The 25,078-nt window shown below is 60.8% G+C and carries 25 protein-coding genes and 1 pseudogene; 22 read left to right on the top strand and 4 right to left on the bottom strand.

The window, feature by feature from the left end; all coding sequences use genetic code 11:
* Nucleotides 1-8 precede the first annotated feature (8 nt).
* Genes DTW90_RS16455 through DTW90_RS16445 form a run of 3 tightly spaced genes read left to right on the top strand, consistent with a single transcriptional unit; the run spans nt 9 to nt 3,578 of the window.
* Nucleotides 9-1,034: an ABC transporter permease gene (locus DTW90_RS16455; protein ID WP_149339644.1), complete on the top strand. Its 1,026-nt coding sequence runs from the start codon at nt 9-11 to the stop codon at nt 1,032-1,034.
* Nucleotides 1,031-2,548: a sugar ABC transporter ATP-binding protein gene (locus tag DTW90_RS16450; protein WP_149339642.1), complete on the top strand. Its 1,518-nt coding sequence runs from the start codon at nt 1,031-1,033 to the stop codon at nt 2,546-2,548. Before DTW90_RS16455 ends, DTW90_RS16450 begins: the two co-directional genes overlap by 4 nt.
* Before the next feature lie 52 nt (nt 2,549-2,600).
* Nucleotides 2,601-3,578: an ABC transporter permease gene (locus DTW90_RS16445; RefSeq protein ID WP_149339640.1), complete on the top strand. Its 978-nt coding sequence runs from the start codon at nt 2,601-2,603 to the stop codon at nt 3,576-3,578.
* A gap of 83 nt (nt 3,579-3,661) precedes the next feature.
* Here the strand turns inward: DTW90_RS16445 and DTW90_RS16440 are convergent, their stop codons facing one another.
* Complete coding sequence (locus tag DTW90_RS16440; protein WP_132523255.1) at nt 3,662-5,383, bottom strand: extracellular solute-binding protein; 1,722 nt, start codon at nt 5,381-5,383, stop codon at nt 3,662-3,664.
* Between the two features lie 68 nt (nt 5,384-5,451).
* Nucleotides 5,452-6,378 (bottom strand): NAD(P)-dependent oxidoreductase, encoded by a 927-nt coding sequence (locus DTW90_RS16435; RefSeq protein WP_132523257.1) that lies wholly within the window; start codon nt 6,376-6,378, stop codon nt 5,452-5,454.
* Between the two features lie 559 nt (nt 6,379-6,937).
* On the opposite strand from DTW90_RS16435, the gene DTW90_RS16430 reads away from it, so the two are divergent.
* From DTW90_RS16430 to DTW90_RS16360, 15 genes are all read left to right on the top strand, one after another.
* On the top strand, nt 6,938-7,726 hold the full coding sequence (locus DTW90_RS16430) for an acetoin reductase (RefSeq protein ID WP_149339638.1): 789 nt from the start codon (nt 6,938-6,940) through the stop codon (nt 7,724-7,726).
* A gap of 61 nt (nt 7,727-7,787) precedes the next feature.
* On the top strand, nt 7,788-8,861 hold the full coding sequence (locus DTW90_RS16425; RefSeq protein WP_132523261.1) for a zinc-binding dehydrogenase: 1,074 nt from the start codon (nt 7,788-7,790) through the stop codon (nt 8,859-8,861).
* A 2-nt stretch (nt 8,862-8,863) separates the two neighbouring features.
* Complete coding sequence (locus DTW90_RS16420; RefSeq protein ID WP_132523263.1) at nt 8,864-9,631, top strand: SDR family NAD(P)-dependent oxidoreductase; 768 nt, start codon at nt 8,864-8,866, stop codon at nt 9,629-9,631.
* Nucleotides 9,632-9,649: 18 nt separating this feature from the next.
* Nucleotides 9,650-9,934: a YciI family protein gene (locus DTW90_RS16415; protein ID WP_132523265.1), complete on the top strand. Its 285-nt coding sequence runs from the start codon at nt 9,650-9,652 to the stop codon at nt 9,932-9,934.
* Entirely contained in the window at nt 9,931-10,944 is a 1,014-nt protein-coding gene (locus DTW90_RS16410) for a Gfo/Idh/MocA family oxidoreductase (RefSeq protein WP_149339636.1), read from the top strand. Before DTW90_RS16415 ends, DTW90_RS16410 begins: the two co-directional genes overlap by 4 nt.
* Before the next feature lie 10 nt (nt 10,945-10,954).
* Entirely contained in the window at nt 10,955-11,938 is a 984-nt protein-coding gene (locus DTW90_RS16405) for a zinc-binding dehydrogenase (protein WP_149339634.1), read from the top strand.
* A 3-nt stretch (nt 11,939-11,941) separates the two neighbouring features.
* A complete protein-coding gene (locus DTW90_RS16400) occupies nt 11,942-13,000 on the top strand; it encodes an SDR family oxidoreductase (RefSeq protein WP_149339632.1) in 1,059 nt (352 codons plus the stop codon).
* A 19-nt stretch (nt 13,001-13,019) separates the two neighbouring features.
* Nucleotides 13,020-13,901: an intradiol ring-cleavage dioxygenase gene (locus DTW90_RS16395; RefSeq protein ID WP_149339630.1), complete on the top strand. Its 882-nt coding sequence runs from the start codon at nt 13,020-13,022 to the stop codon at nt 13,899-13,901.
* A 10-nt stretch (nt 13,902-13,911) separates the two neighbouring features.
* Nucleotides 13,912-14,976, top strand: coding sequence for a maleylacetate reductase (locus DTW90_RS16390; protein WP_132523275.1), 1,065 nt, complete (start codon nt 13,912-13,914; stop codon nt 14,974-14,976).
* Between the two features lie 199 nt (nt 14,977-15,175).
* Nucleotides 15,176-15,460 (top strand): YciI family protein, encoded by a 285-nt coding sequence (locus DTW90_RS16385; protein WP_132523277.1) that lies wholly within the window; start codon nt 15,176-15,178, stop codon nt 15,458-15,460.
* A gap of 38 nt (nt 15,461-15,498) precedes the next feature.
* Nucleotides 15,499-15,705: a hypothetical protein gene (locus tag DTW90_RS16380; protein ID WP_132523279.1), complete on the top strand. Its 207-nt coding sequence runs from the start codon at nt 15,499-15,501 to the stop codon at nt 15,703-15,705.
* Between the two features lie 111 nt (nt 15,706-15,816).
* Nucleotides 15,817-16,839 (top strand): ABC transporter permease, encoded by a 1,023-nt coding sequence (locus tag DTW90_RS16375; protein WP_210251414.1) that lies wholly within the window; start codon nt 15,817-15,819, stop codon nt 16,837-16,839.
* A complete protein-coding gene (locus DTW90_RS16370; RefSeq protein WP_132523281.1) occupies nt 16,836-17,906 on the top strand; it encodes a substrate-binding domain-containing protein in 1,071 nt (356 codons plus the stop codon). The genes DTW90_RS16375 and DTW90_RS16370 overlap by 4 nt, the downstream gene beginning before the upstream one ends.
* A 71-nt stretch (nt 17,907-17,977) precedes the next feature.
* Nucleotides 17,978-20,488 (top strand): ATP-binding cassette domain-containing protein, encoded by a 2,511-nt coding sequence (locus tag DTW90_RS16365; RefSeq protein ID WP_210251412.1) that lies wholly within the window; start codon nt 17,978-17,980, stop codon nt 20,486-20,488.
* 91 nt (nt 20,489-20,579) lie between these two features.
* On the top strand, nt 20,580-21,098 hold the full coding sequence (locus DTW90_RS16360) for a VOC family protein (RefSeq protein WP_132523283.1): 519 nt from the start codon (nt 20,580-20,582) through the stop codon (nt 21,096-21,098).
* Between the two features lie 57 nt (nt 21,099-21,155).
* Here DTW90_RS16360 and DTW90_RS16355 read toward each other — a convergent pair whose 3' ends face one another.
* Nucleotides 21,156-21,755 (bottom strand): LysR family substrate-binding domain-containing protein, encoded by a 600-nt coding sequence (locus tag DTW90_RS16355; RefSeq protein WP_149339628.1) that lies wholly within the window; start codon nt 21,753-21,755, stop codon nt 21,156-21,158.
* A 466-nt stretch (nt 21,756-22,221) separates the two neighbouring features.
* Between DTW90_RS16355 and DTW90_RS16350 the strand changes: the two genes are divergently transcribed.
* Nucleotides 22,222-22,617 carry an ROK family protein gene (locus DTW90_RS16350; protein WP_132523287.1) on the top strand — a complete coding sequence of 132 codons (396 nt, stop codon included), beginning with the start codon at nt 22,222-22,224 and terminating at the stop codon, nt 22,615-22,617.
* Nucleotides 22,618-22,640: 23 nt separating this feature from the next.
* Here DTW90_RS16350 and DTW90_RS16345 read toward each other — a convergent pair whose 3' ends face one another.
* Nucleotides 22,641-23,402, bottom strand: a complete 762-nt coding sequence (locus DTW90_RS16345) for an IclR family transcriptional regulator (protein ID WP_132523289.1) — start codon at nt 23,400-23,402, stop codon at nt 22,641-22,643.
* Nucleotides 23,403-23,535: 133 nt separating this feature from the next.
* Here DTW90_RS16345 and DTW90_RS16340 point away from each other — a divergent pair, with 133 nt between their 5' ends.
* The 3 genes and pseudogenes from DTW90_RS16340 to DTW90_RS16330 form a co-directional block, all read left to right on the top strand.
* On the top strand, nt 23,536-24,243 hold the full coding sequence (locus DTW90_RS16340) for a 3-oxoacid CoA-transferase subunit A (protein WP_149339626.1): 708 nt from the start codon (nt 23,536-23,538) through the stop codon (nt 24,241-24,243).
* Nucleotides 24,240-24,944, top strand: a complete 705-nt coding sequence (locus DTW90_RS16335; RefSeq protein ID WP_132523293.1) for a CoA transferase subunit B — start codon at nt 24,240-24,242, stop codon at nt 24,942-24,944. The genes DTW90_RS16340 and DTW90_RS16335 overlap by 4 nt, the downstream gene beginning before the upstream one ends.
* An 11-nt stretch (nt 24,945-24,955) precedes the next feature.
* Nucleotides 24,956-25,078, top strand: a pseudogene (locus tag DTW90_RS16330) (3-oxoadipyl-CoA thiolase); the annotation flags it as partial.

The following is a 25,078-nucleotide window of genomic DNA, read 5'->3' as shown; positions in this document are numbered from 1 at the left end:
AGGGGTCGATGGACGCCGCTACCAGTATGAACTCCAAAACCGGCGCTCGCTCGCTGACGCTTTTCGGCGAAATCAGAAGCAAGTCGTCATGGACGCAGTTTGCAGGCCCAATTGTGGCGCTCATCGTGTTGTCCGTGGGCTTCCAGCTGGTCAGCGGTAGCTTCTTTACGATCGACAACCTCAAATCCGTGATCGAGGCAGCGGCGGTTCCAGCCATTCTCGCCGCTGCTATCAGCTTCGTCGTCATCATGGGTTCCATCGATCTCTCGGTCGAAGGCACCATGGCGACGACGAGCATGATCGTTGCCCTCTTGGTCGCCAATGGCGTCAACGGCAATGACTACGGCATGGTCGGCCTGCTGGCGGCGCTGGCGGTCGGTCTCGGCTTCGGCTTCTTCAACGCTGTGCTCAATGCGGTGCTGCAGATGCCGTCGCTGATCGTGACGCTCGGAACCTGGTTCGTCGGGCTCGGCATCGCCGCCGTTCTCTTTCCGTCGCGCGTCCCGCAGATCAACGATCCACTCATTCTCAACCTGGCGCGTGTCCGCGTCTTCGATCTGAGCCTCGTCGTCTATATCGCGATCGCCATCATCATAATCAGTCAGTTGGTCCTGAATTTCACGCGGCTCGGCCGTATGATCTATGCGATCGGCGGAGATGAAGGCCTGCTCGTCGCGTCCGGCCTGCGCATTCGGTGGGTAAAGATCGCAGCCTTTTCCATTTGCGGTCTGCTCGCGGGCATGTGCGGCGTGCTGCTGTCTGCGCAGCTCAGCACCGGCAACGCGAATATCGGTAACGGACTTCTGTTTCCCGCGATCAGTGCTGCGGTTCTCGGCGGCACCGTTCTGACGGGCGGACGGGGCGGCGCGGTTCAATCCGCATTGGGTGCCCTCCTGCTTGAGGTGCTGAATAACGGCCTGATCCAGATCGGTGCCGGTCCCTATACGCGTCATATCATCAGCGGCGCGGTCATCGTCGTCGCCGTCGCTGCAGGCGGCTGGCATCGCCGTCGCAAACTGAGGGTCGTAAAATGACAGGCTCGCTCGTTCTCAAAGGTGTCCGCAAGACCTATGGCAGCGTCGTTGCGCTTGAAGGCATCGATCTGGAAATCCGGGCCGGCCAGGTGCTCGGCCTGATCGGCCAGAATGGTTCCGGCAAGTCCACGTTGCTGAAGATCCTGGCGGGGCTGACTTCGCCCGATGAAGGCCAGATCATTCTCGACGGGCAGCCCATCGTGCTCGATTCCGCCGCGACAGCCGGCCGCTACGGCATCGGCATGGTCCATCAGGAGCAGTCGCTGATCCCCAATCTGACGGTTGCAGAAAACATCTTCCTCGACAAACCGCACCCCGCCAAGAAGAACGGGCTCTACCGATGGGGCGCGCTCAACAAGGCCGCCCAGGAACAGCTGCATAAGATTTCCGTCGAACTGCCGACACGCGCGCTGGTCGAGGATCTGCGCTTTGCCGAGCGCCAGCAGGTCGAACTTGCGAAGGTGCTGGCGATCGAGGAGCTCGTCGATCGCCCGCCGATCATCCTCTTCGACGAACCGACCTCGGTACTGACGCCTGAAGAGATCAAGCTTCTCTTCAAGCAGATCAACCGCCTGCGCGGAAACGCGACGATCGTCTTCGTGTCGCATCGGCTGGAGGAAGTTCTTGAGATCAGCGATCGCATCGTCGTCATGACTGATGGCCGCAAGGTGGCCGAGCGGGACAGTGGTTCCGTGGATCGCAACGAGCTCTATGAATTGATGGTTGGGCGGCAACGTGCGACCGATGTCCGATCTGACCGGAAACTCGTGTCACCCGGCTCGACGCCGGTTCTCAAGATTGAGCGGCTGGGCAGCGGACAGCATTTCCGCAATGTCAATTTCGAGCTGCGCCGCGGCGAGATTCTCGGCGTTGCTGGTGTGTTGGGCTCCGGCGCCGAGGAAGTCTGCAGGGCAGTGTTCGGCGCCGAACGCGTCGACACGGGAAAGATCGCGATCGAGGGCAGGGTGGTGGCGCCGAGCAGCCCGCGGACGGCGGTTCGCGAAGGCATCGGCTATCTGCCCGCAGACCGTCGCGCCGAGGGCATGCTCCCGAGCCGGTCGCTGTTCGAAAATGCCGTCCTCACCTTCGGCCTCGACTACGGCTGGCGCTCCCTCCTCCTGCAGCGCGGTAAGGAGCGCCCGGCGGCGTTGGAGTGGATGAAGCGGCTCAAGGTGAAGATGCACACACCCTATGCGCCGATTTCGAGCCTCAGCGGCGGCAACCAGCAAAAGACCGTGCTTGCCAAATGGCTGATGGCCAAGAAGCTGAAGGTTCTCTTTCTCGACCATCCGAGCCGAGGGCTGGATCCCGGCGCGCGCGACGATCTCTTCGCGGTTATCCGGGAGCAGGCAGAGAAGGGCCTCTCGATCGTCTTCGTCGGCGACACGATTTCGGAGCTGCTGGAGCTTTCCGACCGCATCGTCGTCATGCGGGATGGCGAAATCACCGCGCACTTCGATCTGGCAAGCGGCGAGATGCCCAAGGAAGAGGAAGTCGTCGCAGCCATGGTCTGACATGAGCCGCCTTCCGTCTTGCGAAATGAATCTGGAATAAGGGATAACGACCATGAGTAATGCAACGGACAGCACATTGATCGCCACCCTCCGGGGCCGATCGGCCGTGTTGCGAGGATTTGGTCCCCTGCTCGTGCTTATCGCGCTCGTGGCGATCAGCGCCATGATCGCTCCCGGGGTGATCGAGGTGGATTCACTCGTCAGCTTCCTATCCGATGCGGCGCCGATCATCGCGCTGGTCATCGGGGGAACGCTGCCGATCCTTGCGGGAAGCATCGATCTTTCCGTCGCCGGCGTCGCGTCGCTAACGGGGGTTCTGGTCGTCGTCCTCAATCCGATCTTCGGACCGTGGACGTCGGTCGTCGTCATTCTGATCGCCATGGCGTTCGGTGCGACGCAGGGCTTCCTGCATTCATGGCTGCAGCTGCCGTCCTTCATCGTCACGCTCGGCACGCTCAGCATGTTATCTGGCCTGGCACTCTTGTTGTCGAACGCGACGGCGGAGCCCATTCCCGACAACGATATTTTCGTCAGCTATCTGTCGAACAGCACCGGCGACATTCCGAATACCATCATAGCGCTGATCGTCATTATTGCTGTACTGGGTTTCCTGCTTCGCTATCTCCGTCTCGGGCGTGATATCTATGCGCTGGGAACCGGCGAAAGAGCGGCGATCATGTCTGCCGTCAACGTCGTCGCAACGCGAACCATCATCTTCGCGATCTCGGCCGGTTGTGCTGCGGTTGCAGGTCTTTTCCTGATCTCGATCACGACCTTCAGCTCGCCGACACTTGCCGGTAATCTGTTGTTGCTGTCGATCGTCGGCGTCGTGCTCGGCGGCACCGCGATTTCAGGCGGCGTGGGTGGCCTCTTTCCCGCTGTCGTCGGCGGCCTGATCACCGCATGGCTGCGCATCGTGACCGTCATCATCGGCGTCCAGCCGACGGCGCAGAACATCGTCTTCGGCCTGACGGCATTGGTGGCAGTCGCATTGACCACGGACCGTAGCAAGCTCGGCATCATCAAGTAAGATTGCTCGGCTGCACTACAGCGCAGCCGATGCAGATGCGCACAGGCGGTTGCTCGAAGGGGCTGCCGCTTAAGCCACGTCCGTCAGACGACGCTCTGTCTCGGCCAGGTCTTGTGAGCGGATTTGAGGCTGGCTTCGATCTGCGCGGCGGCATGTTCCAGCGCAAGTCTCGGCGATTTATTGCCGAGCAGCGCATCGTGGATCTCTTCGCCGAGAACCTTCTCGATCGTCGTATATTGCGGGATCTTGGGCCGCTGCCAGGTATGCAGCAGGTTCTTCTTTGCCAGCTGATCCACGAAGCGGACGATCGGTGAGCTGGCGGCTGCTTCCGGATCGGCGCTGACCGAAAAGCGCGGCGCGACCGGGAATCCGTTCTTCACATGCGCTTTCATCGCTTCGCGCGACGCCATCCAGGCAATCGCATCCGCGGCAAGCTCCACCCGTTCTTCCGGCAGATTGGTCGGAATGCAGAAGAGAAAGCCGCCGATGGGTGAGGCGCGCGTGCCGCCGGGGCCATAGGGCTGCGGCAGATATTCGACGCGACGCTTAACAACGGACTGGACGTCATATTCGAAGCGGGCGGCCCGCATGGTCCAGAAATAGCCGAGGCTCGCCTTGCCCTTGAGGAATACTTCGAGGGTCTTGTCCCAGGCCAGTTCGAGGATCTTCGGCGGCGAGATTTCCATCAGCCGGCGCATATAGTCGAGCGCGGCAAAGCCGGCGTCGGACAGTATGGTGCAGCTCAGCTCTTCCAGATTGGCGCCGTCAAGCGTGAAGCCGGAGCGGGTCTTGCGCAGCGAGATTGCCGGCTGACCGCAGGCGCCCATGAAGAACAGGAAGCTTGAGGCGATCGGCATGCCGCGCGCACCGTCCCACACCGCGCCGAACATCCCTTCGTCAGGCGCATGGAACTTGCGTCCGGCACTGATGACGTCGTCGAACGTCTTGGGAAAGGAGAGGCCCGCATCGGCGAACAGATCCTTGCGCGCCGCGAGAAGCTCGACGGTGCAATAGCCCGGAACGCCGTAGTCGCGGCCCTCCCAGGTCGCCGAGGACCAGATCGACGGATGAAAATCGAGCGGATTGATGCCGGTCTTCTGAATGTACTGATCGATCGGCCGGATGACGCCGCTTTCGGCGAACTCGCCGAGCCAGGGCATGTTGATGGCGATGACATCGTAGTCGGAAAGCGGCTTGGCGCCGTTTTCGCGCGCCCGTAAGTAGAGATCCGGGAGCGGCAGAAGATCGAAATTCTTGCGGGATGCGAGATTGTTGCGGAAGTCTGCCCACATGTTCCGCATTGCCGAGAAGTAATTGTCGTCGTTCAACAGGAAACGGAGTTCGATCTGCGACTCGGCGCGCTTCTGGACAAGCCGCATTGGCGGGATGATCTGCGAACCGAGCGGCGTGCCGCCGAAGTAATACTCGTCCTCCTCCTCGCCAGCGCGCAGTCCCAAGGTCTGGGCGAGGAGCGATTTGGTCTTGCGGGCATAGACCTCGAAGGATCGAAGCAGTTGCTCGCTCGGCTGCAGCGCAAAGCTCTTGCCTGTCGAGCCCTTGGCGACCTTGAGAATATAGCCGCCGTCGATGAGACGGTTGATCAACCGCATTGACGTTGCATAGGGCAGGCCGGATTCCTGCCCGAGCGTCGAGATCGAGACAGTCTGGCTCAAGATATGCGATTTGATCAGGAAGGTGACGATCAGCCAGATCGCATCCTCGTCGGCCGCCTCGACAACCTCCCTGAATGGGCGGCGCGTTTTCTCGATGAAATCGATGACGCGCAGCATTTCATATTCGTTCACGTCGGCCTCCCAACCGTCGCGCTATCGACGATCAGATTAGCTGGCAATATTTCCTTTCGCCAGTCCGCTCAGATGGCTTTCAGGGTCTGAGACCCTGATGTCTTTTCCCGCGTCATGCCCGCAAGCCGTTCGTACTGCTCGAAAAGAACGAAGAAGTCCTTCTCGGCAAGTCCCTCGGCAAATGCCGCCTCATATTGTTGCCGGATCATGGAGGCGAGGTACATGGGCACATGGTCTGATTTCGCCGCTCCGAGGATCAGATCGAAGTCCTTCATCATCTGAGAGACAGAGAATGCCGGGTCGAAATTGCGATTGACCAGCAGATCCCGCTTGTAGGCGATCAACGGCGAGGCGACCGCGCTTTCGCAGATGACGTTCAGCATTGTCTCGACCGAGAGATTGCCCTTCAGCCCGAGCGTCAGCGCTTCGCCGAGCAGAGCGGCTGTCGCTCCCACCAGGGCGTTGAGGACCAGCTTCAGATAACGTGCCTCCTCGCCGCCGCCGAGATAAAATTGCTTGGACGAGAAACTTGCAAGAATTGGCTCGATCCTGCGATAGGCCTCATCCGGCCCCGAGACCATGACGGACAGCATGCCGGACGATGCGGTCACGGTGCTTCCGGAAACGGGCGCGCGCAGATAGGCGACACCCTTGCGGCCGAGCGCTTCGGCGACTTCGGCCGAGAGCTCGGGAGAAACGGTGCTCATCTCCACGAGAATTTGACCGGGATTCAGCAGCTCGACGAGGCCGGAAGGAGCCAATGTCAGCTGACGGAGAACCGCGTCGTTCGGGATGGTGAGCATCACCACGTCGGCCGCCTCGACCAGATCTTCCAGTGCATGCGCCACGTTTGCGCCCTGCGCGACAACGGAGGCGCGGTTCTCGGGAAGTGGCTCGTAGACGGTCAGAGGAAATCCGTTTTCAAGGACACGTCTGCTCATCGGGGCGCCCATCTTTCCGATGCCGGCCCATCCCACTCTCAACGTCTCACTCATGCACAACCTTCCTTCCCTCGCGGCGTTTGCCGGCCAGAAATATCCAATGCCGTTATTTCATGGAGGAGCGCATGAGCTGAGCTGAATACTTTGTATCGTTCGGCGCAAGCGCCGCTTCCTCCCATTTGAAATCTTATCGTCTGAACCAGATCGATTGCTGCATTGAAAATATCCATTTTGGATAATTAAAGGTTTGTCGAAGCACAGGTTCATCCTCTAGCTTTCTTTTCGGATCGCACGGCGGTTCCTATGGGAGGAATATAAGCCGTCAACAAACTATAGATGCTGCGGACGCGATGTGTTTCCGCAAGCGGTACTTTGTTGCCAGCGCTCTAATCAGTCTTTCGGAGGAGGATTTGAGATGAGATGTAAGGCGGAGAGCGTCATCGCATCTTCTACGCACCCATCATCCCGTATCGTACATTGCTCGACCGCTGCGCCTAAAGCGCCGGCGGAAGCGAACAGCTCCTCACAATCTGTCGAATGAATTGCCGTGAATTGCTGCGCGGCCTGAAGCTGCGCGGCGGCATAGAAGTCTGGCTCAATACGAGAGAATGCTATGAATGGGTTGGTCAATAATAAGGTCGTTATCGTCACTGGAGCAGCCCGGGGTATCGGCGCAGGCATTGCCTCTGATCTCGCCGAAAAGGGCGCCCATGTCGTCATCGCGGACCTGAATGCCGACGCGGCGCAGCAGACGGCTTCGAAGATTTCGTCGGCTGGCGGGAGCGCGATTGCTGTTGCCGTAGACGTCTCCAATCGCAAAAGCGTCAAGGCCTTGATCGAGGAGACCGTCTGGCGCTTCGGCCGTCTGGACGTCATGTTCAACAACGCCGGCATCAGCCAGACCTGCCCGTTCCTCGATGTGACGGAAGAAGATTTCGACCGGATCATGAAGATCAACGGGCTTGGCGTTCTCATCGGAACCCAGGAAGCTGCAAGGCAGATGATCGCACAGGATCACGGCGGCAAGATCGTCAATACCGCTTCTATCGCCGGCAAACAGGGCTATCCGCTGTTTGCGCACTACTGCGCCTCGAAATTCGCGGTGGTCGCAATTACGCAGGCCGCGGCCCGGGCGCTCGCGGAGCACAAGATCACCGTGAACTGCTTCGCGCCCGGCGTCGTCAAGACGGAGCTGTGGGAACAGCTCGACCGCGAATTCATGCAACACGGACTGACTGAAAAGCCGGAGCAGGCGCTCAACGAGTTCTCGCAAGCGATCCTGCTCGGCCGTGTCTCGTCTCCGAAGGACATTGCGGGTGTCACCACATTCCTCGCATCAGATGCATCCGACTACATCACCGGGCAGACAGTCATGGTGGACGGCGGCATGGTGCTGAACTGAGAAGAACACGTTTGGCCCGCGACGGCGGACAGACAGCACAATAATCACGAAAGGCATGGCAATGAAGGCTGTACGATACTACTCCAAGAAAGACATCCGCGTCGAAGACGTGCCCGCGCCTAGCGGCCCGCTCGGCGACGACATGGTACTGATAGAGCCCTTGGTCTGCGGCATCTGCGGCACCGACTTGCACGAGTATATCGCAGGTCCGATCGTGACCCCGGCGACCCCAAATTCCTATTCCGGCGCCACTCTGCCGCAGATTCTCGGCCACGAGTTTTCGGCGCGTGTCCTGGAAGTGGGCAAGAACGTCACGCACGTCTCCCCGGGTTCGCGCGTTTCCATCCAGCCGCTGATCTCGCCGCGCGATGATTATTATGGCCGCCGCGGCCTCTTCCATCTCAGCGAAAACATGGCTGTTGTCGGGCTCTCCTGGGATTGGGGCGGCATGGGCGAGCGCGCCGTCGTCAATGGCTACAACGCCATTCCGGTGCCGGACACGGTCTCGGATGTTCAGGCTGCCATGATCGAGCCGGCTGCCGTTGCACTCTACGGTGTCGATCGCGGTGGCGTGACCAGTGGCAGCAGCGTGCTTGTTTCCGGCGTCGGTCCGATCGGCGCGCTGGTCCTGCTGGCAGCCAAGGCTGCCGGTGCAACCAAGATCTTCGTCTCCGAGCTTAATCCGAACCGTCGCGCGCTTGCACAGAAGCTCGTGCCCGAAGCGGTCGTCTTCGATCCGCGCGAAACGGATACCGACAAGCTGTTCCGCGATCAGACGGAGGAAGGCGTTGGCGTGGATGTCGCGCTCGAATGCGTCGGCGCTGAAGCGTCGCTGAACCTTTGCGCCAAGGCCGTGCGCCGCCGGGGCACAGTGGTGCAGGTCGGTCTGCATGTGAAACCGGCCGCGGTCGATGCGATGCTCTGGGCGCTGAAGGATATCACCGTTGAGGCGACCTGGTGCTACCCGGTCACGATCTGGCCGCGCATCGCCTCGATGATCGGCGCCGGCATCTTCCCGGTCGAAAAAGTCGTCACGGCGGAGATCGCGCCTGAGGACGTGGTTGAGAAGGGCTTCGAAGCGCTGCTCGATCCCAAGGCCACCCACATGAAGATTCTCGTCAACATGAAGGCCTGATCATGAACAATCCGATGGATCTCAGCGGTCGGAAATTCCTGGTCACCGGTGCTGCCGGCGGTATCGGCAGCACCACCTCCCGTTACCTGGCCTCGCTCGGAGCGACGATCGTTGCTGCTGATCGGGACGCCTCCGTCGAGAAGACCCGCGACGACATTCGCGCGGCGGGAGGAACGGCGGAAGCCGCAATCTTCAACGTGACGGACAAGGGCTCGGTCGAGGCCGCGGCGGCAAAGGTTTCTGAGCGCTTCGGCGCACTCGACGGCATCTTTGCCAATGCCGGCATGTCTTACGAGCGCACGGCGCTGGAGCACAGTGAAGCGGACTGGCGCACGGTTATGTCGGTCAATCTCGATGGCGTCTTTTGGACGGTTCAGGCCTTCGCAAGATCGATGATTGCGGCCGGGCGCGGGGCCATCGTCATGACGGCCTCGATCGCCGGTGTCAAAGCCGTCCGGCCGGAGTTGCATGTCGGCTACGACGTGTCGAAGGCTGGTGTTGCGCATATGTGCCGGGTGCTTGCGGCCGAATGGGCGAGATCCGGCGTGCGCGTCAACTCTGTCGGCCCGGGCTATACCGATACCGTGATGCTGGCGGAGGTCGGCCGCGCGCAGCCGGCCGTCATGCGGAAATGGCTCGACGATACGCCGATCAACCGGCTGATCAAACCCGAAGAGATTGCTTCCACGGTCGCGTTCCTGCTCTCCGATGCGGCGAGCGGTATTACGGGCCAATTGTTGATGGTCGATGGCGGCTACTCCATCGCTTGAATTCGAAAGGAATTATCCATGTTTTACGTTGTCCATTGCCTTGATCACGAGGGCGGAGTCGAAAGGCGGCTCGCAAATTACGATGCGCACAAGGCCTATCTTTCGACGGGCAAGACCAAGACCGTGATTTCCGGCCCATTGCTGGCGGATGATAACGAAACCATGATCGGCTCGCTGTTCGTCTTCGAAGCCGACACCAAGGAAGAGGTCGTCGCTTTCAACCAAGCCGATCCCTTCACCAAGGCCGGCGTGTGGAAGACCGTCAACATCCACCCTTTTAACAAGCGAGTGGACAATCGATGACCGTGGTCGAGAAAAACCCGGTCGCGACGGCTCTGGTCGGCCTCGGCTGGTGGGGCCGCAAGATGGCGAGCCTCGTCAATGCGGGCGGTGCACAGATGCATTTCGTGCGCGCCGTTGATCCCAGCCCCGAGGCGGCAGCCTTTGCTGCCCAGATGGGCCTGCAGTATTCGCCCGATATGGATGAAGCCCTGAACGATCCGACGATCGAAGCGGTCGTGCTTGCGACACCGCATTCGCTGCACAGAGAGCAGATCGCGCGCGTCGTCGACGCAGGCAAGCATGTATTCTGCGAAAAGCCTCTCGATCTGACCCGAGCCGGCGCCGAAGCCTCCGTTGCGCTTTGCCGCAAGGCGGGGCTTGTGTTGGGCATGGGTCACGAGCGTCGTTTCGAGCCCCCGATCGCTGAGATCCTGGAAGCCGCCAAGTCGGGAAGACTCGGTCGGCTGCTGCAGATCGAGGCAAATTTCAGCCATGACAAGTTCCTCGGCCTCGACCCGTCGAACTGGCGGCTGAAGGCCGACCAGGCACCTGCCGGTGGCATGACGGCGACAGGCATTCATCTGACCGACCTCGCCGTGAAGCTGATGGGCCGCGCCACGGATGTTCGCGTCGTGTGCGAGAACCTCGCCTCAAAAATTCCGCAGGGCGATACGATGAGCGCGCATATCCGCTTTGCCGGCGGAGGCACGGCCTATGTCTCGGCGACCCTTGCCACGCCCTTCATTTCCCGTTTCGCCGTCTTCGGCACCGATGGATGGATCGAAGTCCGTGACAAGGCGCATGTCGAGGCACCCGATGGCTGGATCGTGACCGAGGGCTGGAAGAACCAGCCGATCACGGTTCGCGAAGTGGCGCCAGCCGAACCGGTTCGCGACAATCTGAGAGCCTTTGCCCGTGCTGTCCGCGGCGAGGCCGATTATCCGATCACCGGCGAGGACATGATCAACAATATCGCATTGCTGGAAGCCATCGTACGCTCGTCAAAGAGCGGCGCGCTGGTCGAAGTGTGAGGAGGAAGACGTGAAAGCTCTGGTTTTCGAAGCGCCGGAACGGCCGACCATCGTCGATGTTGCCATGCCTGAAATGTCGCCGAACGAGGTTCTGGTTCATACGAAGGCAGTGGGCATCTGCCACTCCGATTACGAACTGTTGGCCGGGCGCTACATCATTCCGATTTCCTATCCCGTGACCCCCGGCCACGAATGGAGCGGCGAAATCATCGAGGTCGGCCGCAACGTTACCGGCTTCAAGAAGGGCGACCGGGTCGTCGGCGAATGCGTGGTGCGCACGCCGGAACGATTGCATCATTTCGGCTTTTCGATGAGCGGTGCCGATCGCGAATTCTTTGCCGTCAATCCCGAATGGCTGCACAAGCTGCCCGACGCCGTCGACGATAAGAAGGCGGCGCTGATCGAGCCTTTCACCTGCGGCTTCTATGCGGTGCTGCGCTCGGGCGGCACGAATGCCAGCGAGACCGTCGTGGTCTCGGGCGGCGGCACGATCGGCCTGGTCTCGGCTGCGGCGGCGATCGGCATGGGCGCCCGCGTCATCGTCGTCGATCCCCTGGCGCCGCGCCGTGAGGTGGCCAAACGTCTCGGCGCCGACGTCGCGATCGATCCGACCGATGGCGGCGCTGCCGAAAAGATCCGCGAATTGACGGGAGGCCACGGTGCCGATCTCGTTATTGAAGCTTCAGGCCATGACGCATCGCTCGCCGCCGCATTCGACTACGCCCGCGAAGAGGGCCGGATGTCGATGGTTGGGATCAATATCGGCCGGAAAGTACCGGTCGTGATCGGCCAGATCCAGATGAAGAACCTGACGGTGCGCGGCTGCATCGGCTCTCCCGGTGTCTGGCCCGCGGCCATCCGCTTCCTGGAGCGGACTGGCATCGACCTGTCGCCGATCCAGACGCACGACTACGCCCTGACCGACGCGGTCAATGCCTTCGCGTTCGGGCAGGATCCGACGAAGAGCATCAAGATCACGCTGTTGAACGGATAGACCATGAGCAAACATGCACTGATCGTCGGCGCGACCGGCATTACCGGAAGCAATCTCGCCGAAAATCTCCTCGCCGAAGGCGGCTGGACGGTATCGGGCCTGTCGCGCTCGCAAAGTCCGATCGCCGGCGTCAAGACGCTGAGCTGCGATCTCGTCGACGGCAATTCGGTTCGCGCCGCGCTTTCTGATGCGCGACCGAGTCATGTCTTCATCACCGCCTGGTCGCGGCAGGAGACTGAAACGAAGAATTGCGAGGTCAACGGTGCGATCGTTCGCAATGTGCTCGATGCCCTGCAGGGACGCGGCGTCGAGCATGTCGCCCTGACGACGGGCACGAAGCACTATCTCGGACCATTCGAATCCTACGCGAAGACGCAGCCCGAGACCCCGTTCCGCGAAGAGCAGGAGCGTCTTCCCGGAGAGAACTTCTATTATGTGCAGGAAGACGAGGTCTTCGCAGCGGCGGCGAGGGATGACTTCACCTGGTCCATCCACCGCCCGCATACCCTGATCGGCTATGCGGTCGGAAACGCTATGAACATGGCCGCGACGCTTGCAGTTTATGCTTCGATCTGCCGTGAAACCGGCAGGCCTTTCGTCTTTCCAGGTTCGCCGGAGCAGTGGCAGGCCGCGACGGACGTCACCGACGCTCGTCTGCTGGCCAAGCATCTCAAATGGGCCGCGACGACGAAGGCGGCGGCCAATCTCGCCTTCAACGTCGTCAATGGAGAGGTATTCCGCTGGAAGTGGCTCTGGCCACGCATCGCCAACTATTTCGGCATCGAGGCCGTGCCCTATACCGGCGTACCGACGCCGCTGGAAGAGCAGATGGCGGGCGCGGAGCCGATCTGGAACGAAATGGTCAAGAAGTTCGATCTGCAGTCGAACGCGCTCTCGCGTGTTGCATCCTTCTGGCATTCGGATGCCGATCTCGGCCGCCAGATCGAGACATTCAACGACATGGGCCGCAGCCGTAAGCTCGGTTTTCTTGACTATCAGGATACGACAGGCTCGTTCATAGATGCGTTCGAACGCCTGCGGGCGGATCGGATCATCCCTTAAGATGTCAGGAGTGCAGCACATGTTGGACCAAGCGAGCGGGAGCGCATCGCCTTCAGGCTTTTTCACCGAGGAGAATTCGGTCGCGACCGTCAACGCCCGCATGGGCGGGAATGTCGATCCGCGGCTCGCCGAAGTGATGGCCTGCCTCGTCAAGCATCTCCACAACTTCGCGCGCGAGATCAACCTGACACAGGATGAATGGGACTTCGGCATCGATTTCCTGACGCGGACCGGGCAGATCTGCACGCAGGAGCGTCAGGAATTCATGCTTCTCTCCGATACGCTCGGCCTGTCGATGCTGGTCGATGCGATTAACAACAGGCGGCCGGCTGGCGCGACGGAGAATACGGTCTTCGGGCCGTTTCACGTCGAGGGTTGCGCGGTTCGAGAGATGGGCGACCAGATCTGCCTGGATGGCAAGGGTGAAAGCTGTCTCTTCATCGGCCGCGTGCTCGATCTCGACGGCAATCCCGTCGCAGGCGCCAAGATCGACGTCTGGTCCGACAATGCGGAGGGTTATTACGACGTCCAGCAGCCAGATATCCAGCCGAAGTGGAACAATCGAGGCGTCTTCGTGACGGGAGCCGATGGACGCTACAGCTTCGTCGGCATCAAGCCCGTCTCCTATCCGATCCCCGATGACGGTCCGGTCGGAAAGATGCTGGCGAGCCTCGGGCGTCATCCCTATCGCCCGGCGCATATGCATTACATGGTTCGCGCAGACGGCTTCCAGAAGCTGGTGACGCACACCTTCGTCGGCGGCGATCCCTATCTGGAATCGGACACGGTGTTCGGCGTCAAGAAGACGCTTGTCGCGCCGTTTACGCGGGTCGAGGGCGGCGAGACCCTCTGGCGCTCCGATTACGACTTCGTGCTCGCCCGTCCCGATCAGACGAGATAGGAGCGGAGAATTGGATAACTTCACCTACAACGGAAATCCCGGCCGAGTCATCTTCGGACGAGGCACCGTGGCGCGACTTCCTGAAGAGGCCGAACGGCTGAAGGCTCGGCGCATTCTTGTGCTGTCCACGCCTGAGCAGGCCGGCCAGGCCGCCGATATCGCGCGGCATATGGGATCAAGCGTCGTTGCGACCTATTCGAAGGCGCAGATGCATACGCCCGTCGAGGTGACTGCGGATGCCATGCGCGTCGTCGAAGAGCATGCTGTCGATGCTCTGCTCGCCATCGGCGGTGGATCGACGACGGGCCTCGGCAAGGCGATCGCCTTTCGCACCGACTTGCCGCAGATCGTCGTTCCGACCACCTATGCCGGTTCCGAAGCCACGCCGATCCTCGGCGAGACCGAGGGAGGGCGCAAGGTCACGAAATCCGATCCGCGCATTCTTCCTGAGGTCATCGTCTATGACGTCGATCTGACGATGACGCTGCCCGTCTCTCTGTCTGTCACCAGCGGCATCAACGCCGTCGCCCACGCCGTGGAGGCGCTCTATGCGAAAGAGGCCAATCCGATCATCTCGCTGATGGCGGAGGAGGGGATCGGCGCCATTGCCCGCGCCTTGCCGCGCATCCATTCGAACCCCAAAGATGAGGTTGCTCGCGCAGACGCGCTCTACGGTGCCTGGCTCTGCGGCGTCTGCCTGGGCTCGGTCGGCATGGCGCTGCACCACAAGCTTTGCCACACGCTCGGCGGTATGTTCAATCTGCCGCACGCCCAGATGCACACGGCGGTGCTGCCGCATGCGGTCGCCTATAACGCCGAGGCGACACCGCAGGCGACGGCGCGGCTGAGCAGGGCGCTTGGCGTCGCCGACCCGGCCTCTGGGCTCTTCGACCTTGCCAAGGGGCTTGGCGCCGCGATGTCGCTGAAGGAGCTCGGCATGCCCGAAGGCAGTATCGATGCTGCCGTCGAACAGGCGATGTCGAACGCCTACTGGAACCCGCGTGCGCTGGAAAAACGCGGGCTAACCGATCTGCTTGAACGCGCATTCCGTGGAGACGCTCCCAAGGCGGCATGAGGGATGCGGGGCGCCGCTAATCGAGCGGCGCCCCAGGGAAGTTTCGTGGGAGACCGCGCGATGATCCATAAGTCCAAAATGGATAAATCCGTTGTTTTCTTTGGCTTTACTCCGTCTACCATTAGTCTTGCGATATCCGGAATACCGGCGTCGCGGAGGAAGACAAAAGGACGGTTTGGCTGGTGAGGAGCTAGAGGTCATGCTTGCAGTTCGCGTCGCTCTATCGAATCCCGAGAAGGCGGCGGCTCGCGCGATCCATCTCGAGGATCACAAGCGCCATCTGCGATCCGGCCGAGTTCGAATTATCCAATCCGGACCAATTCTGGACGAAACCGGTGAGGGCAGCGGAGGAGTGGTCGTCGCCGATGTCGGCTCGCTCGAAGAGATGCGTCAATTCAGTGCGGACGATCCTTTTGTCCTTCACGAGATCTATTCGAGCATCAGCATCTATGAATGGCGGCCAACGATCGGCGACCGCGGGTAAGGCGATTGCCGCAGCTGATTTTGTGAGGAGGAGGGAACATGAAAGCGATAAGCACTCTCAATTGGGACAAGATCCGCAACTGGCTCGCTGAAGCCGGAAGCGTGTGCGGCGGATTCTATGTCGATTATCAGGAATTGCGAGGTTCCCGGCCGAAACTGTTGCCCCGCCGACGGTTCGATCAGCCGGGACGCGCCGCAAAGGCTGACGCCGCGACAGGTTGGGTAGTTAGCAACAGCGACCTCTAACGCCGGTCTTCGATCTCCCCTGTAGGTATCTGCCGAACGTGCTCCGCGGCTTTCGCGTCGCGAGCTCGACGATGTTGTCGTGAATTTCAGCGTGAAAGACGAGCTTCGATGATGAACGCAACCCCCATCGCTTCAAACATGCGCCCCAGGCGGACAATGTTGCCGATGCCGCTGGCGCGAAGCTTCGTCACTGTCGTCTTCTCGACGCTTGTTCTCCTGATGATCTGCGCACTCTATGCACCTTCCAGCCTCTCCTGGGGTGCGATGTCGGGAAGCCTGCCTTTTGCTGCGATTATCGCCATCGTCGGCCTGGGACAGTTGCTTGTCGTGCAGCAGGGCGGCTTCGATCTATCGTTGCCCGGAGCCGTTTCGCTCGCCGTCGTCGTCGCGACCCACTATCCCCAACAGGATGACGCGCTGCTTTATCAGGCTGTCCTTATCTCGCTTGGCTTTGCGCTCGCGGCCGGCTTCCTGAACGGCATTCTTGTCAGCTTTTTCCAACTGAACGCGATTATCGCCACGATCGGCACCAATGCGCTGCTCTATGGCGCAGTCTTTGCTGTGTCCGGCGGCGTTCCCTCGATCACGACAGACCTGTTGGCTAACATCGCAGGCGGCCAACTCCTCGGCCTGCCGAACTCGGTTATTTTCGCGCTCGTTGCCATGGCTGTTGTCACCTTCGTGCTGAAGAAAACGGTTGCCGGCCGCAGGTTCGAGGCGATCGGCGCCAACCCGCGCGCCGGGCGTGCTGCGGGCCTTCGCGTGCGGACACACCAGACGATGGCCTATGTCTTCGCGCAACTGCTCTATTGCGTGGCCGGGACGCTGATCGCAGGCATCACCCGCGAGCCGACCGCCTTTCAGGGAGATAGTCTCTTGCTGCCATCCGTCGCAGTCGTGGTGCTCGGCGGCACCTCGCTGCTGGGCGGTCGGGGTTACCCGATTTCGACGGTCATCGCGGCCTTCTTTCTAAACCAATTGAGCCAATTCGCACTCTCGGTCGGCGTGCCGTTTTCGGCTCAAACCATCATCCAGGCCTTGGCTCTGGGTTTTGGCATCGGCGTTTACTCGATCCGCTGGACGGTAAACCTCAGGAAATCGACTGGAACAAAAAAAGTGGAGGAACAGAAATGAAATATACTTCTATCGCCAAGGGCCTGGCGCTGTCAGTTGCGGCCACGGTCATGGCACTTAGCAGTGCAAACATTGCGAAGGCGGCGGATACCCCGTCCTGGTGCGGACCGAAAAAGGCGTCGCTCGCCCTGCTCGACGGCTACGGCGGCAACAGCTGGCGCCAGGTAACGACCGCCTCGGGTAAGCAGACCGTCGATCTTTGCCCCAGCATCACCAAATATGAATATGCCGATGGCCAGGGCGATACGCTAAAGTCCATTTCGGATATCAAGAGCATGGCGGCCAAGGGCATCGACGCGCTCGTCGTCTTCGGCGATGCAGGTCCCGCTGTCCTTCCCGCGCTTACCAGCGTTTACAAGCAGGGCAAGATCGTCGTACCCTATCGTGTCGCCGTTGGTGGCAAGGATGGCAAGAACTATTCCAAGTTCGTCGGCGCATCTTTCGAGAACGACGGCGAGAATTGGGGCAAGTGGATCAAGAGCGTCCTGCCGAAGGGTGGAAACCTGTTGTTCCTCAGCGGCCCGGCCGGCAATAGCCAGGGTCTGGACGAACTCAAGGGCCTGAAGAAGGTTCTGGGTCCGGAATATGTCTTCGTCAATCCGCAACCGTTCGACGTCACGAACTGGGACCCGGCGCTGACGCAGAAGGTGCTGACGGCGGAAATCGCCAAGAATCCGAAGATAGATGTGATCATCTCCGACTTCGGCCCTTCGATGGTCGGCGCACTGCCGCTGTTCGAGAAGCAGGGCAAGTCTATCCCGGCGCTTGCGACATCTGACGGCAATTCGCTCGGCTGCTTCTGGCAGGCGAACAAGGATAAGAACGCCGATTTCAAGCTGTTCACGGTCGCGACCGGCAACGACAATGTCCGCCTCGCCGTCCAGTGGGCCGTCGCGCTTGCTACCGGCGGAACGCCGCCGAAGGACGAGGAATTCAAGGCGCCGACCTTCGAGGACTCGGTCTCCGGAAAGCCGAATGCGGTGCAGTGCCGCAGCGATCTGCCCGGCGCCATCTACCTGTCTTCTGAGCTTCCTGCCGAAGATCAGGCAAAGGCCGTCGGCAAGTAATTGGCACAACATGCAGCGCATGCCCGGAAGAAGAACTCCGGGCGTGCGCTCGCTAGACCGGATTGAAGGCTATGAGTGCAGTTGAGATGAATGCGATCGAGACAGGCGGATCGGCATATGACGACGTAACGATCCATTTGGCCGGGATCTTTAAATACTTCTCGGGCGTTCCGGCGCTCCGGGATGTCAGCGTCGAATTCCTGCCTGGCGAGGTCCATGCCATCCTCGGGGAAAACGGTGCCGGAAAATCGACGTTGATGAATATCATCGCCGGTACACTGCAGCCCAGCGAAGGTGAAATAAGCTTCCAGGGCAAGCGTATCCAACAGATGACGCCTGAAGTCGCGGCCTCTCTTGGTATTGCCATCTGTTTCCAGCATCCGGCGATCCTCGAAGATCTGTCGGTTCAGGAAAACCTCTGCGTCGCGTTGCCACCATCCGTTTTCTCTGATCGCCCCGCACAGGACGTTGTGCAGGAAATGCTTGACGAGGTGGGGCTGGAACTACCGCTCCGCATGCGCGCGGATCGCATGACCGTGGCGCAGAAACATCTGCTCGAAATCGGCAAGGCGCTTGCGCTAAAGCCCAAGGTCCTCATCCTGGACGAGCCCACGGCCTCCCTCGATCAGGAAGCGACGGACATGTTGTTCGGCCGCATCCGCAACGCCGTGGCAGCCGGAACGTCGGTTATCTACATTACCCACCGGCTCGCGGAGCTGCGCCAAATCGCCGACCGCGTGACCGTCCTGCGCGACGGACGCGTGCGCGGCGCAGCGCGCGTCAGCGATGTCAGCGACGCCGATCTCGTCGGCCTCATCGTTGGTCGGACGCTCGAATCTGCCTTTCCACCCAAATCGACGCGCATGGTCGAGGAAACGTGTCTCTCGGTCGGTGGCCTGAGTGGAAAGGGACTTCGCAATATCAGCTTCGATGTGCCGCGCGGCCAGATCGTCGGCGTTGCCGGCGTGGCGGGCAATGGCCAGACTGGGCTCATGCGCACACTTGCCGGACTGCAGCCGGCGCAGGGCGAAATCACTTTGCGCGGCCGGCCGCTCAACCAGCAGGCGCTCGTGCGCGAAGCGGCTTTCATGCCCTCCGACCGGCACCGCGAAGGCGTCGCCAGCGGCCTGACCGTACGCGAAAACGCCACCTTCTCTGCGCTTGAAAAATTCGCGGTTGGCGGCGTGATGAGCCGCAGCAGGGAGCATGAGAAAGTTCAGTCGATCTTCGGCGAACTGGCGGTGAAGGCACCGAGCATGGACGCACCGATCCTTTCCCTGTCGGGTGGCAACCAGCAGAAGGTCGTGATGTCGCGTGCGCTCCTGTCGGAGCCAGGCCTGGTCATTGCCGACGAGCCGACCCAGGGCGTCGATGTCGGCGCTCGCTTCGAAATCTACCGCATCCTGCGGGATGTCTCGGAAGCCGGTACGCCTGTTATCGTGAACTCGTCCGATGCCGTGGAACTCGAGGGGCTTTGCGACAAGGTCGTGGTGATGTCGCGTGGGCAGGTGGTGGAGACGCTTACCGGTGATGATGTTACCGAGGAACGTATCGTTGCCGCAGCCCTCAAGGCGGAAACGCATGATGTCGATAGCGGTGAGAAAGCGGACGCTGCGCAATCAAAGGGGCTTCGCCATTTCCTGCAGTCCGACAATGCGCCGGTCGTGCCTCTGGCATTGGTCACTCTGCTGCTCGGGCTCTATGTGAACGGGCAGAACGACAATTTCTTGTCGGTCTCCAATATCTACAACATTTTCCTGCTGGCGACGGCACTGGGCTTCATCGCACTGGGGCAGACGATTGCCCTGCTCATGGGCGGGATCGATCTTTCCGTCGGGCCGCTCGCGGGCTTCCTCGTCGTCGTCGCATCGTTCTTCGTCAATGATGACGTGTCGACGCCAATGATCCTGACAGGCTTCGTGCTGATGTTCGCCGGGGCCTTTATCACAGGCGCGGTGAACGGCATTTTGATCCGATATGCGAACTTTACGCCGATTGCGGCCACGCTTGCCATGTATATCGCGATACAAGGTCTAAGCTTCCTGCTGCGCGACAATCCTGACGGCTATATCAGCTCCACGGTGACGGATTGGGTCAACTGGCAGTGGGGGCCATTCCCTGTCGCCTTCCTCGTGCTCGTAGCCGTCACTTTGGGTGGCGAATATGTCTTGCGCCGGACAAGGGCGGGTTGGCGCCTGCGCGCGGTTGGTTCTAATGAGGAATCGGCCCGCCGAATGGGTATCCGGATCGATATGACTTACATCGCCGGGTACATTGCCTGCTCGTTGCTGACTGCTCTCGGAGCGATAATGCTGATGACCCAGATCGGCGTCGGCGACCCACGTCAGGGTATCAGCTACACGCTCTCGAGCATTACCGCAGTCGTGCTTGGCGGCACCAGCCTGACCGGCGGCAGAGGCACATTTATCGGGACTGTGTTGGGCGCCATCCTGCTCACCGAGATCCTCAGCGCCGTCACCTTCCTGAGCCTGACCCAGACCTATCAGTATCTGTTCCAGGGCATTCTGATCGTCGTGGCAGCTTTGATCTACGCGGGGGCGCGCAGACGGGCTACGGCCTGATCTCAACAGAAATCTCTGTTTCGGGCCGACGGGCTTCATTGTAAAACATCACAATTTCAATCATTTGCCGCTTATCTATTGGGAGGATAACATGTCGAACAAAGTTCTTGGCATGCACCATATCGGCATTACGGTGCCCGACATTGAAGAGGGCATCGCCTTCTTCCAGGCGGTCTTCGGCGCCGTCGAGGTCTTCCGCACAGGTCCGTTCGATGTCGATCAGGATTTCATGAAGAACAAGCTCGGCGCCTCGGCGGATTCGAAAATCCGCGATCTGGTGTTTCTGCGCTGCGGCGAGGGAACGAGCGTCGAGCTCTTCGAATATAGCGGCGACAAGGCCTCTCGCCCCAGGCGGTCTTCCGAAGTCGGCGGCATGCATCTGTGCTTTGAAGTCCAAGATGTGCATGCTTCGGCCGAGCGCCTGCGCGCGCTCGGCATCGAAATGCTTGACGGGCCTAATCTGGTAGAGGCAGGTCCTCTTGCCGGCTTCAACTGGATCTATTTCCGGTCGCCTTGGGGGCTGATCCTTGAAGTCGCGAGCTTCGACAAGCTTGGTTACGAAAGCAATTCTCCACATCGCCTATGGAGAGCTGGCCAACGCGCCGACTAGACTTCATGCACTCGGGATGAACGATCGAATGCCTCACGCAAATATGCGCGGGGCGTGTTACTCGGCACCCATTGCTGACGTGCGGTGATCGGGCAATGTGGCCAGGAGCTGCTCCTGGCTTGGATTTTCATTCGTTGGAGACCAGGCGGCCAGTGCGTCGAAGGTCATCTCCGAACCGTTCCCGACGAGCCGCTTGAAGATTCCATCCCGGTGACGCACAGCGGCGAGGCTCGCTGGAAGCATCGCCACCGCGTCACCCGACGCGACCGGTCCGACCGCGCTCGGCTGATGTTGCACCTCTAATTCGAAATTCGGCGCGAATCCCACTTCCCGGCATGCCGATACCAACATTGCATGCATGGGAGCGGGACCCGCGGGTGCAAATAGCACGAACTTGTCCTGTGAAACCTCCGCCAGCCTGATCTTCAGGCTTTTCGCCAGGGGATGGCTTTTGGGCAATGCCATCAACATGTGTTCCCTCATGAGAACTTTGGTCGACAGGAAAGGTGTCCCAGCACCCGTTGCTCGAATGATGCAGAAGTCGAGCCTTCCGGACCGGAGCGCCTCGACCTGACTGATCGAAGTCCCTTCGATCACAGCCAACCGGACACGGGGATGTGCCGAATGGGAGCTCCGTACCAGATCGTCGAAGGCCATCGCCGCACGCAGAGTGCCCAGGTTCCCTCGGCTGAATACGCCCCGCGACCGGACGGTGCCTTCGCCATCGGCCTGCGATTGCGCCGGAAGACGATAGCGGGGATTGACCTTGCCGGCATGATTCGTGCTCGCCAGGAGGTCAGGCGGGACGGATCGGATAAGGCGGCGATTGCAGCCGTTCTCGATAGCCTGCGGGAAGTAGCGGGGGCCTCAGCCAACCTCGTAGGTATCGGCCTAGCATTGGAAGACTATGGTGCCCAAGATGCAGCGCTGGTGAGGGAGGCCATTCCCGATCAACTCGTCGTTGCCGAGCTCGCGACCGATTGGGCGGTGCTGGCGGAGCGCGCGCCGGCGTGCCGGAGACCGGGATGGTTATGGTGCTGCTTGAGGATCGTATCCGCTCGGGGCTGCTCCTGCACTCCATCCCCTTTGCCGGCGCGCGCGGCAAGGCGGGGGGATCGGCGGCATGCTGACCGGCCCGGATCGCCGGCCATTGGACCAGGTCTGCTCCGCAGACGCTTACGAGGCGGCCTTGAAGAGCCGACGCGGCGACGTTTCGGCCGAAGCCGCGACAAAGGCATGGATCGAGAATGCTGCCGAGCATCTATTTGTCGTCCTGATGGCCATCGCCAGCTTTGTCGCGCCTGGGAAGATCATACTCGACGGTGATCTGCCCCCTGATGTCGTCGATGCCCTGATCGTGGCAATGCAAAAGGTTGCCGAAAATCAGCGTCCGGAAAGCCCGCCGCCAACCTTGCCGCCGGTGTCGCCAGCCGCCTTTGCCGGCGACAGCGTTCTACTGGGAGCGGCCTTGCTACCCTTCTTCAACGTCCTTCTGCCCAGGCCATCTGCTGGCGAGTAACGCGATCGTTCGTTACTATCAGCTCAGGTCAGTATCCCGCTGAGTTCCTTCGCGACCTGTCCAAGCGGGTTGAGGTATCTTTCGACAAGGGCCGGCATCGTTTCGGGAGAAACGGGAAGGCCGGTGTTCAGGGCGGCGACCACGGCACCTCGTGCGTTCTTGAGGGGGACGGCTATGGATCTAAGCCCGATCTCGACCTCCTGGTCGACGGAGGCGAACCCCTGTTGCCTGACCTTGTCCAGCTCTTCCATCACGGCCTCGATATCGGTCAGGGTATGTGGCGTTCTCGCGTTCAGGGGGAAGGATGCCAGAATGTTGCGCGCTCGATCTGCCGGCAAGGCCGCCAGCATGACCCTGCCCATGGAGGTGCAATAGGCCGGAAGACGGGACCCCGGCATAAGCGCGATCGACATCACCTTCCGCTGGGCCGCCCGCGCGACGTACACGATTTCGCCTTCGTCGAGAATCGCAACAGATGTGCTCTGTCCAATCCTGTCGGAAAGCTGGTCCAGCCACGGCTGAACGATGCGGGGCAACGGCATGGACGCCAGACAACCCGTCCCCAGCCGCAGGACCCGGGGCGTCACGGTGAAGAACTTTCCGTCGTAGGCGCAGTAGCCGTGCTCGGCGAGCGTCAGCAGGCAGCGCCGGGTCGTTGCCCGGTCCAGTCCCGTAATGGCGGCAGCCTCGGAGATGCTGAGCCGAGGATTGTCGGCGGTGAAGGCCTCGATGACGCGCAGGCCCTTGGCTAGGCCGCCCATCATGTCGCTCTGCTTCGTTTCCATGAGACGATCTTTCGATGTGCGGTATTGCAACAAATGCACTATATCGCACAAATCCATTGCCGTCGAGCCGCGAGGGGGCTACGAATCTATTGCGGGCCGGACTCCTGGATCGGCTTGGCTACGGAGGATACGAATGGACAAGACGATCACCAGCACTGCCGACGCGGTGAAGGACATCGGCGACGGTGCGACCATTATGATCGGCGGATTTGGGGGATCGGGTGCGCCGATCGAACTCATTCACGCCTTGATCGACAAGCGGCCGACCGGTTTGACAGTCATCAACAACAATGCCGGCAATGGACGCATCGGCATTGCGGCAATGATCGACGCCGGCATGGTCAAGAAGATGATCTGCTCGTTTCCGCGCTCATCCGATCCGCGCGCGTTTACAGACCGCTATCTTGCCGGCGAAATCGAGCTTGAACTCGTGCCTCAGGGAACGCTCGCCGAGCGCATCCGCGCGGGCGGAGCCGGCATCCCGGCATTCTACACGCCGACGGCCTATGGCACGGAGCTGGCCGACGGCAAGCCGGTCGCCGAATTCGAAGGCCGGCATTACGTTCAGGAGCGTTGGCTGAAGGCGGACTTCGCCATCGTGAAGGCCCATTTCGGCGACGCTCACGGCAACCTGACCTACAATAAGGCGGGACGCAATTTCAATCCGCTGATGTGCATGGCCGCGGCAAAGACGATCGCGCAAGTCTCGAAGATCGTGCCGGTCGGCGGCATCGACCCCGAACAGGTCGTCACTCCCGGCATCTTCGTGAACGTCGTCGTCGAAGTCGCCGATCCAAGCCAGGAAGAAGAACTCATTCGAGCCGGAGCAGCCTACGTATGACCGTCGACGCACAAGCAATCAACACGCGAGATGACATCAAGCTCTCGAACGCCCAGATCGCCTGGCGCGCCGCGCAAGACATTGCCGATGGCGCTTACGTCAATCTGGGCATTGGCTTCCCGGAAATGGTGGCGCGCTATCAGCCGCCCGGCCGGCAGGCGATCTTCCATACGGAGAACGGCATTCTGGATTTCGGCGAGCCACCCGCGGCGGGTGAGGAAGACTGGGATCTGATCAATGCCGGCAAGAAGGCGGTCACGCTGAAGCCGGGTGCGGCCTTCTTCCATCATGCGGATAGTTTCGCCATGGTGCGCGGCGGCCATCTGGATGTGGCCATTCTTGGGGCCTATCAGGTTGCCGAGAGCGGCGATCTCGCTAACTGGCGCGTGGGGAGCAAGGGCGTGCCAGCCGTCGGTGGCGCCATGGATCTGGTGCATGGGGCCAAGCAGGTGTTCGTCATCACCGAACACGTGACCAAGGACGGCAAGCCGAAGCTGGTCGAGAAATGCACTTTCCCGCTCACCGGCGTCGGCTGCATCACGCGTGTCTACACCAGCCATGCCGTTATCGATATCGTCAAGGGGCGTTTCGTCGTGCGCGAGAAGCTCGCGGCCATGACCATGGATGAGCTGCAGGCGATGACAGGAGCCAAGCTTCATACCGATGGACCGGTCGCCGACCTCGTCGTTCCCGAACTTTGAAAGAGAAGACCATGACTGAAGCCTTCATTTGCGACTACATCCGAACCCCCATCGGCCGCTTCGGCGGCTCGCTTGCGGCTGTGCGGGCGGACGATCTGGGCGCGCTTCCATTGAAAGCCTTGCTGGCGCGCAAT

The sequence above is a fragment of the Neorhizobium sp. P12A genome (genome assembly GCF_008365395.1).
Lineage (GTDB): Bacteria > Pseudomonadota > Alphaproteobacteria > Rhizobiales > Rhizobiaceae > Rhizobium.
This window is presented reverse-complemented; position numbering and strand designations above follow the sequence as displayed.

What these genes read in the sequence shown, in the direction of transcription:
- DTW90_RS16360 (WP_132523283.1), top strand. Translation starts at nt 20,580, where the DNA reads ATGTCGAACAAAGTTCTTGGCATGCACCATATCGGCATTACGGTGCCC.
- DTW90_RS16375 (WP_210251414.1), top strand. Translation starts at nt 15,817, where the DNA reads ATGAACGCAACCCCCATCGCTTCAAACATGCGCCCCAGGCGGACAATG.
- DTW90_RS16385 (WP_132523277.1), top strand. Translation starts at nt 15,176, where the DNA reads ATGCTTGCAGTTCGCGTCGCTCTATCGAATCCCGAGAAGGCGGCGGCT.
- DTW90_RS16400 (WP_149339632.1), top strand. Translation starts at nt 11,942, where the DNA reads ATGAGCAAACATGCACTGATCGTCGGCGCGACCGGCATTACCGGAAGC.
- DTW90_RS16345 (WP_132523289.1), bottom strand. Translation starts at nt 23,402, where the DNA reads ATGGAAACGAAGCAGAGCGACATGATGGGCGGCCTAGCCAAGGGCCTG.
- DTW90_RS16410 (WP_149339636.1), top strand. Translation starts at nt 9,931, where the DNA reads ATGACCGTGGTCGAGAAAAACCCGGTCGCGACGGCTCTGGTCGGCCTC.
- DTW90_RS16445 (WP_149339640.1), top strand. Translation starts at nt 2,601, where the DNA reads ATGAGTAATGCAACGGACAGCACATTGATCGCCACCCTCCGGGGCCGA.
- DTW90_RS16450 (WP_149339642.1), top strand. Translation starts at nt 1,031, where the DNA reads ATGACAGGCTCGCTCGTTCTCAAAGGTGTCCGCAAGACCTATGGCAGC.
- DTW90_RS16335 (WP_132523293.1), top strand. Translation starts at nt 24,240, where the DNA reads ATGACCGTCGACGCACAAGCAATCAACACGCGAGATGACATCAAGCTC.
- DTW90_RS16350 (WP_132523287.1), top strand. Translation starts at nt 22,222, where the DNA reads ATGCTGACCGGCCCGGATCGCCGGCCATTGGACCAGGTCTGCTCCGCA.
- DTW90_RS16380 (WP_132523279.1), top strand. Translation starts at nt 15,499, where the DNA reads ATGAAAGCGATAAGCACTCTCAATTGGGACAAGATCCGCAACTGGCTC.
- DTW90_RS16370 (WP_132523281.1), top strand. Translation starts at nt 16,836, where the DNA reads ATGAAATATACTTCTATCGCCAAGGGCCTGGCGCTGTCAGTTGCGGCC.
- DTW90_RS16430 (WP_149339638.1), top strand. Translation starts at nt 6,938, where the DNA reads ATGAATGGGTTGGTCAATAATAAGGTCGTTATCGTCACTGGAGCAGCC.
- DTW90_RS16435 (WP_132523257.1), bottom strand. Translation starts at nt 6,378, where the DNA reads ATGAGTGAGACGTTGAGAGTGGGATGGGCCGGCATCGGAAAGATGGGC.
- DTW90_RS16425 (WP_132523261.1), top strand. Translation starts at nt 7,788, where the DNA reads ATGAAGGCTGTACGATACTACTCCAAGAAAGACATCCGCGTCGAAGAC.
- DTW90_RS16355 (WP_149339628.1), bottom strand. Translation starts at nt 21,755, where the DNA reads ATGGCCTTCGACGATCTGGTACGGAGCTCCCATTCGGCACATCCCCGT.
- DTW90_RS16420 (WP_132523263.1), top strand. Translation starts at nt 8,864, where the DNA reads ATGAACAATCCGATGGATCTCAGCGGTCGGAAATTCCTGGTCACCGGT.
- DTW90_RS16415 (WP_132523265.1), top strand. Translation starts at nt 9,650, where the DNA reads ATGTTTTACGTTGTCCATTGCCTTGATCACGAGGGCGGAGTCGAAAGG.
- DTW90_RS16395 (WP_149339630.1), top strand. Translation starts at nt 13,020, where the DNA reads ATGTTGGACCAAGCGAGCGGGAGCGCATCGCCTTCAGGCTTTTTCACC.
- DTW90_RS16340 (WP_149339626.1), top strand. Translation starts at nt 23,536, where the DNA reads ATGGACAAGACGATCACCAGCACTGCCGACGCGGTGAAGGACATCGGC.
- DTW90_RS16365 (WP_210251412.1), top strand. Translation starts at nt 17,978, where the DNA reads ATGAGTGCAGTTGAGATGAATGCGATCGAGACAGGCGGATCGGCATAT.
- DTW90_RS16455 (WP_149339644.1), top strand. Translation starts at nt 9, where the DNA reads ATGGACGCCGCTACCAGTATGAACTCCAAAACCGGCGCTCGCTCGCTG.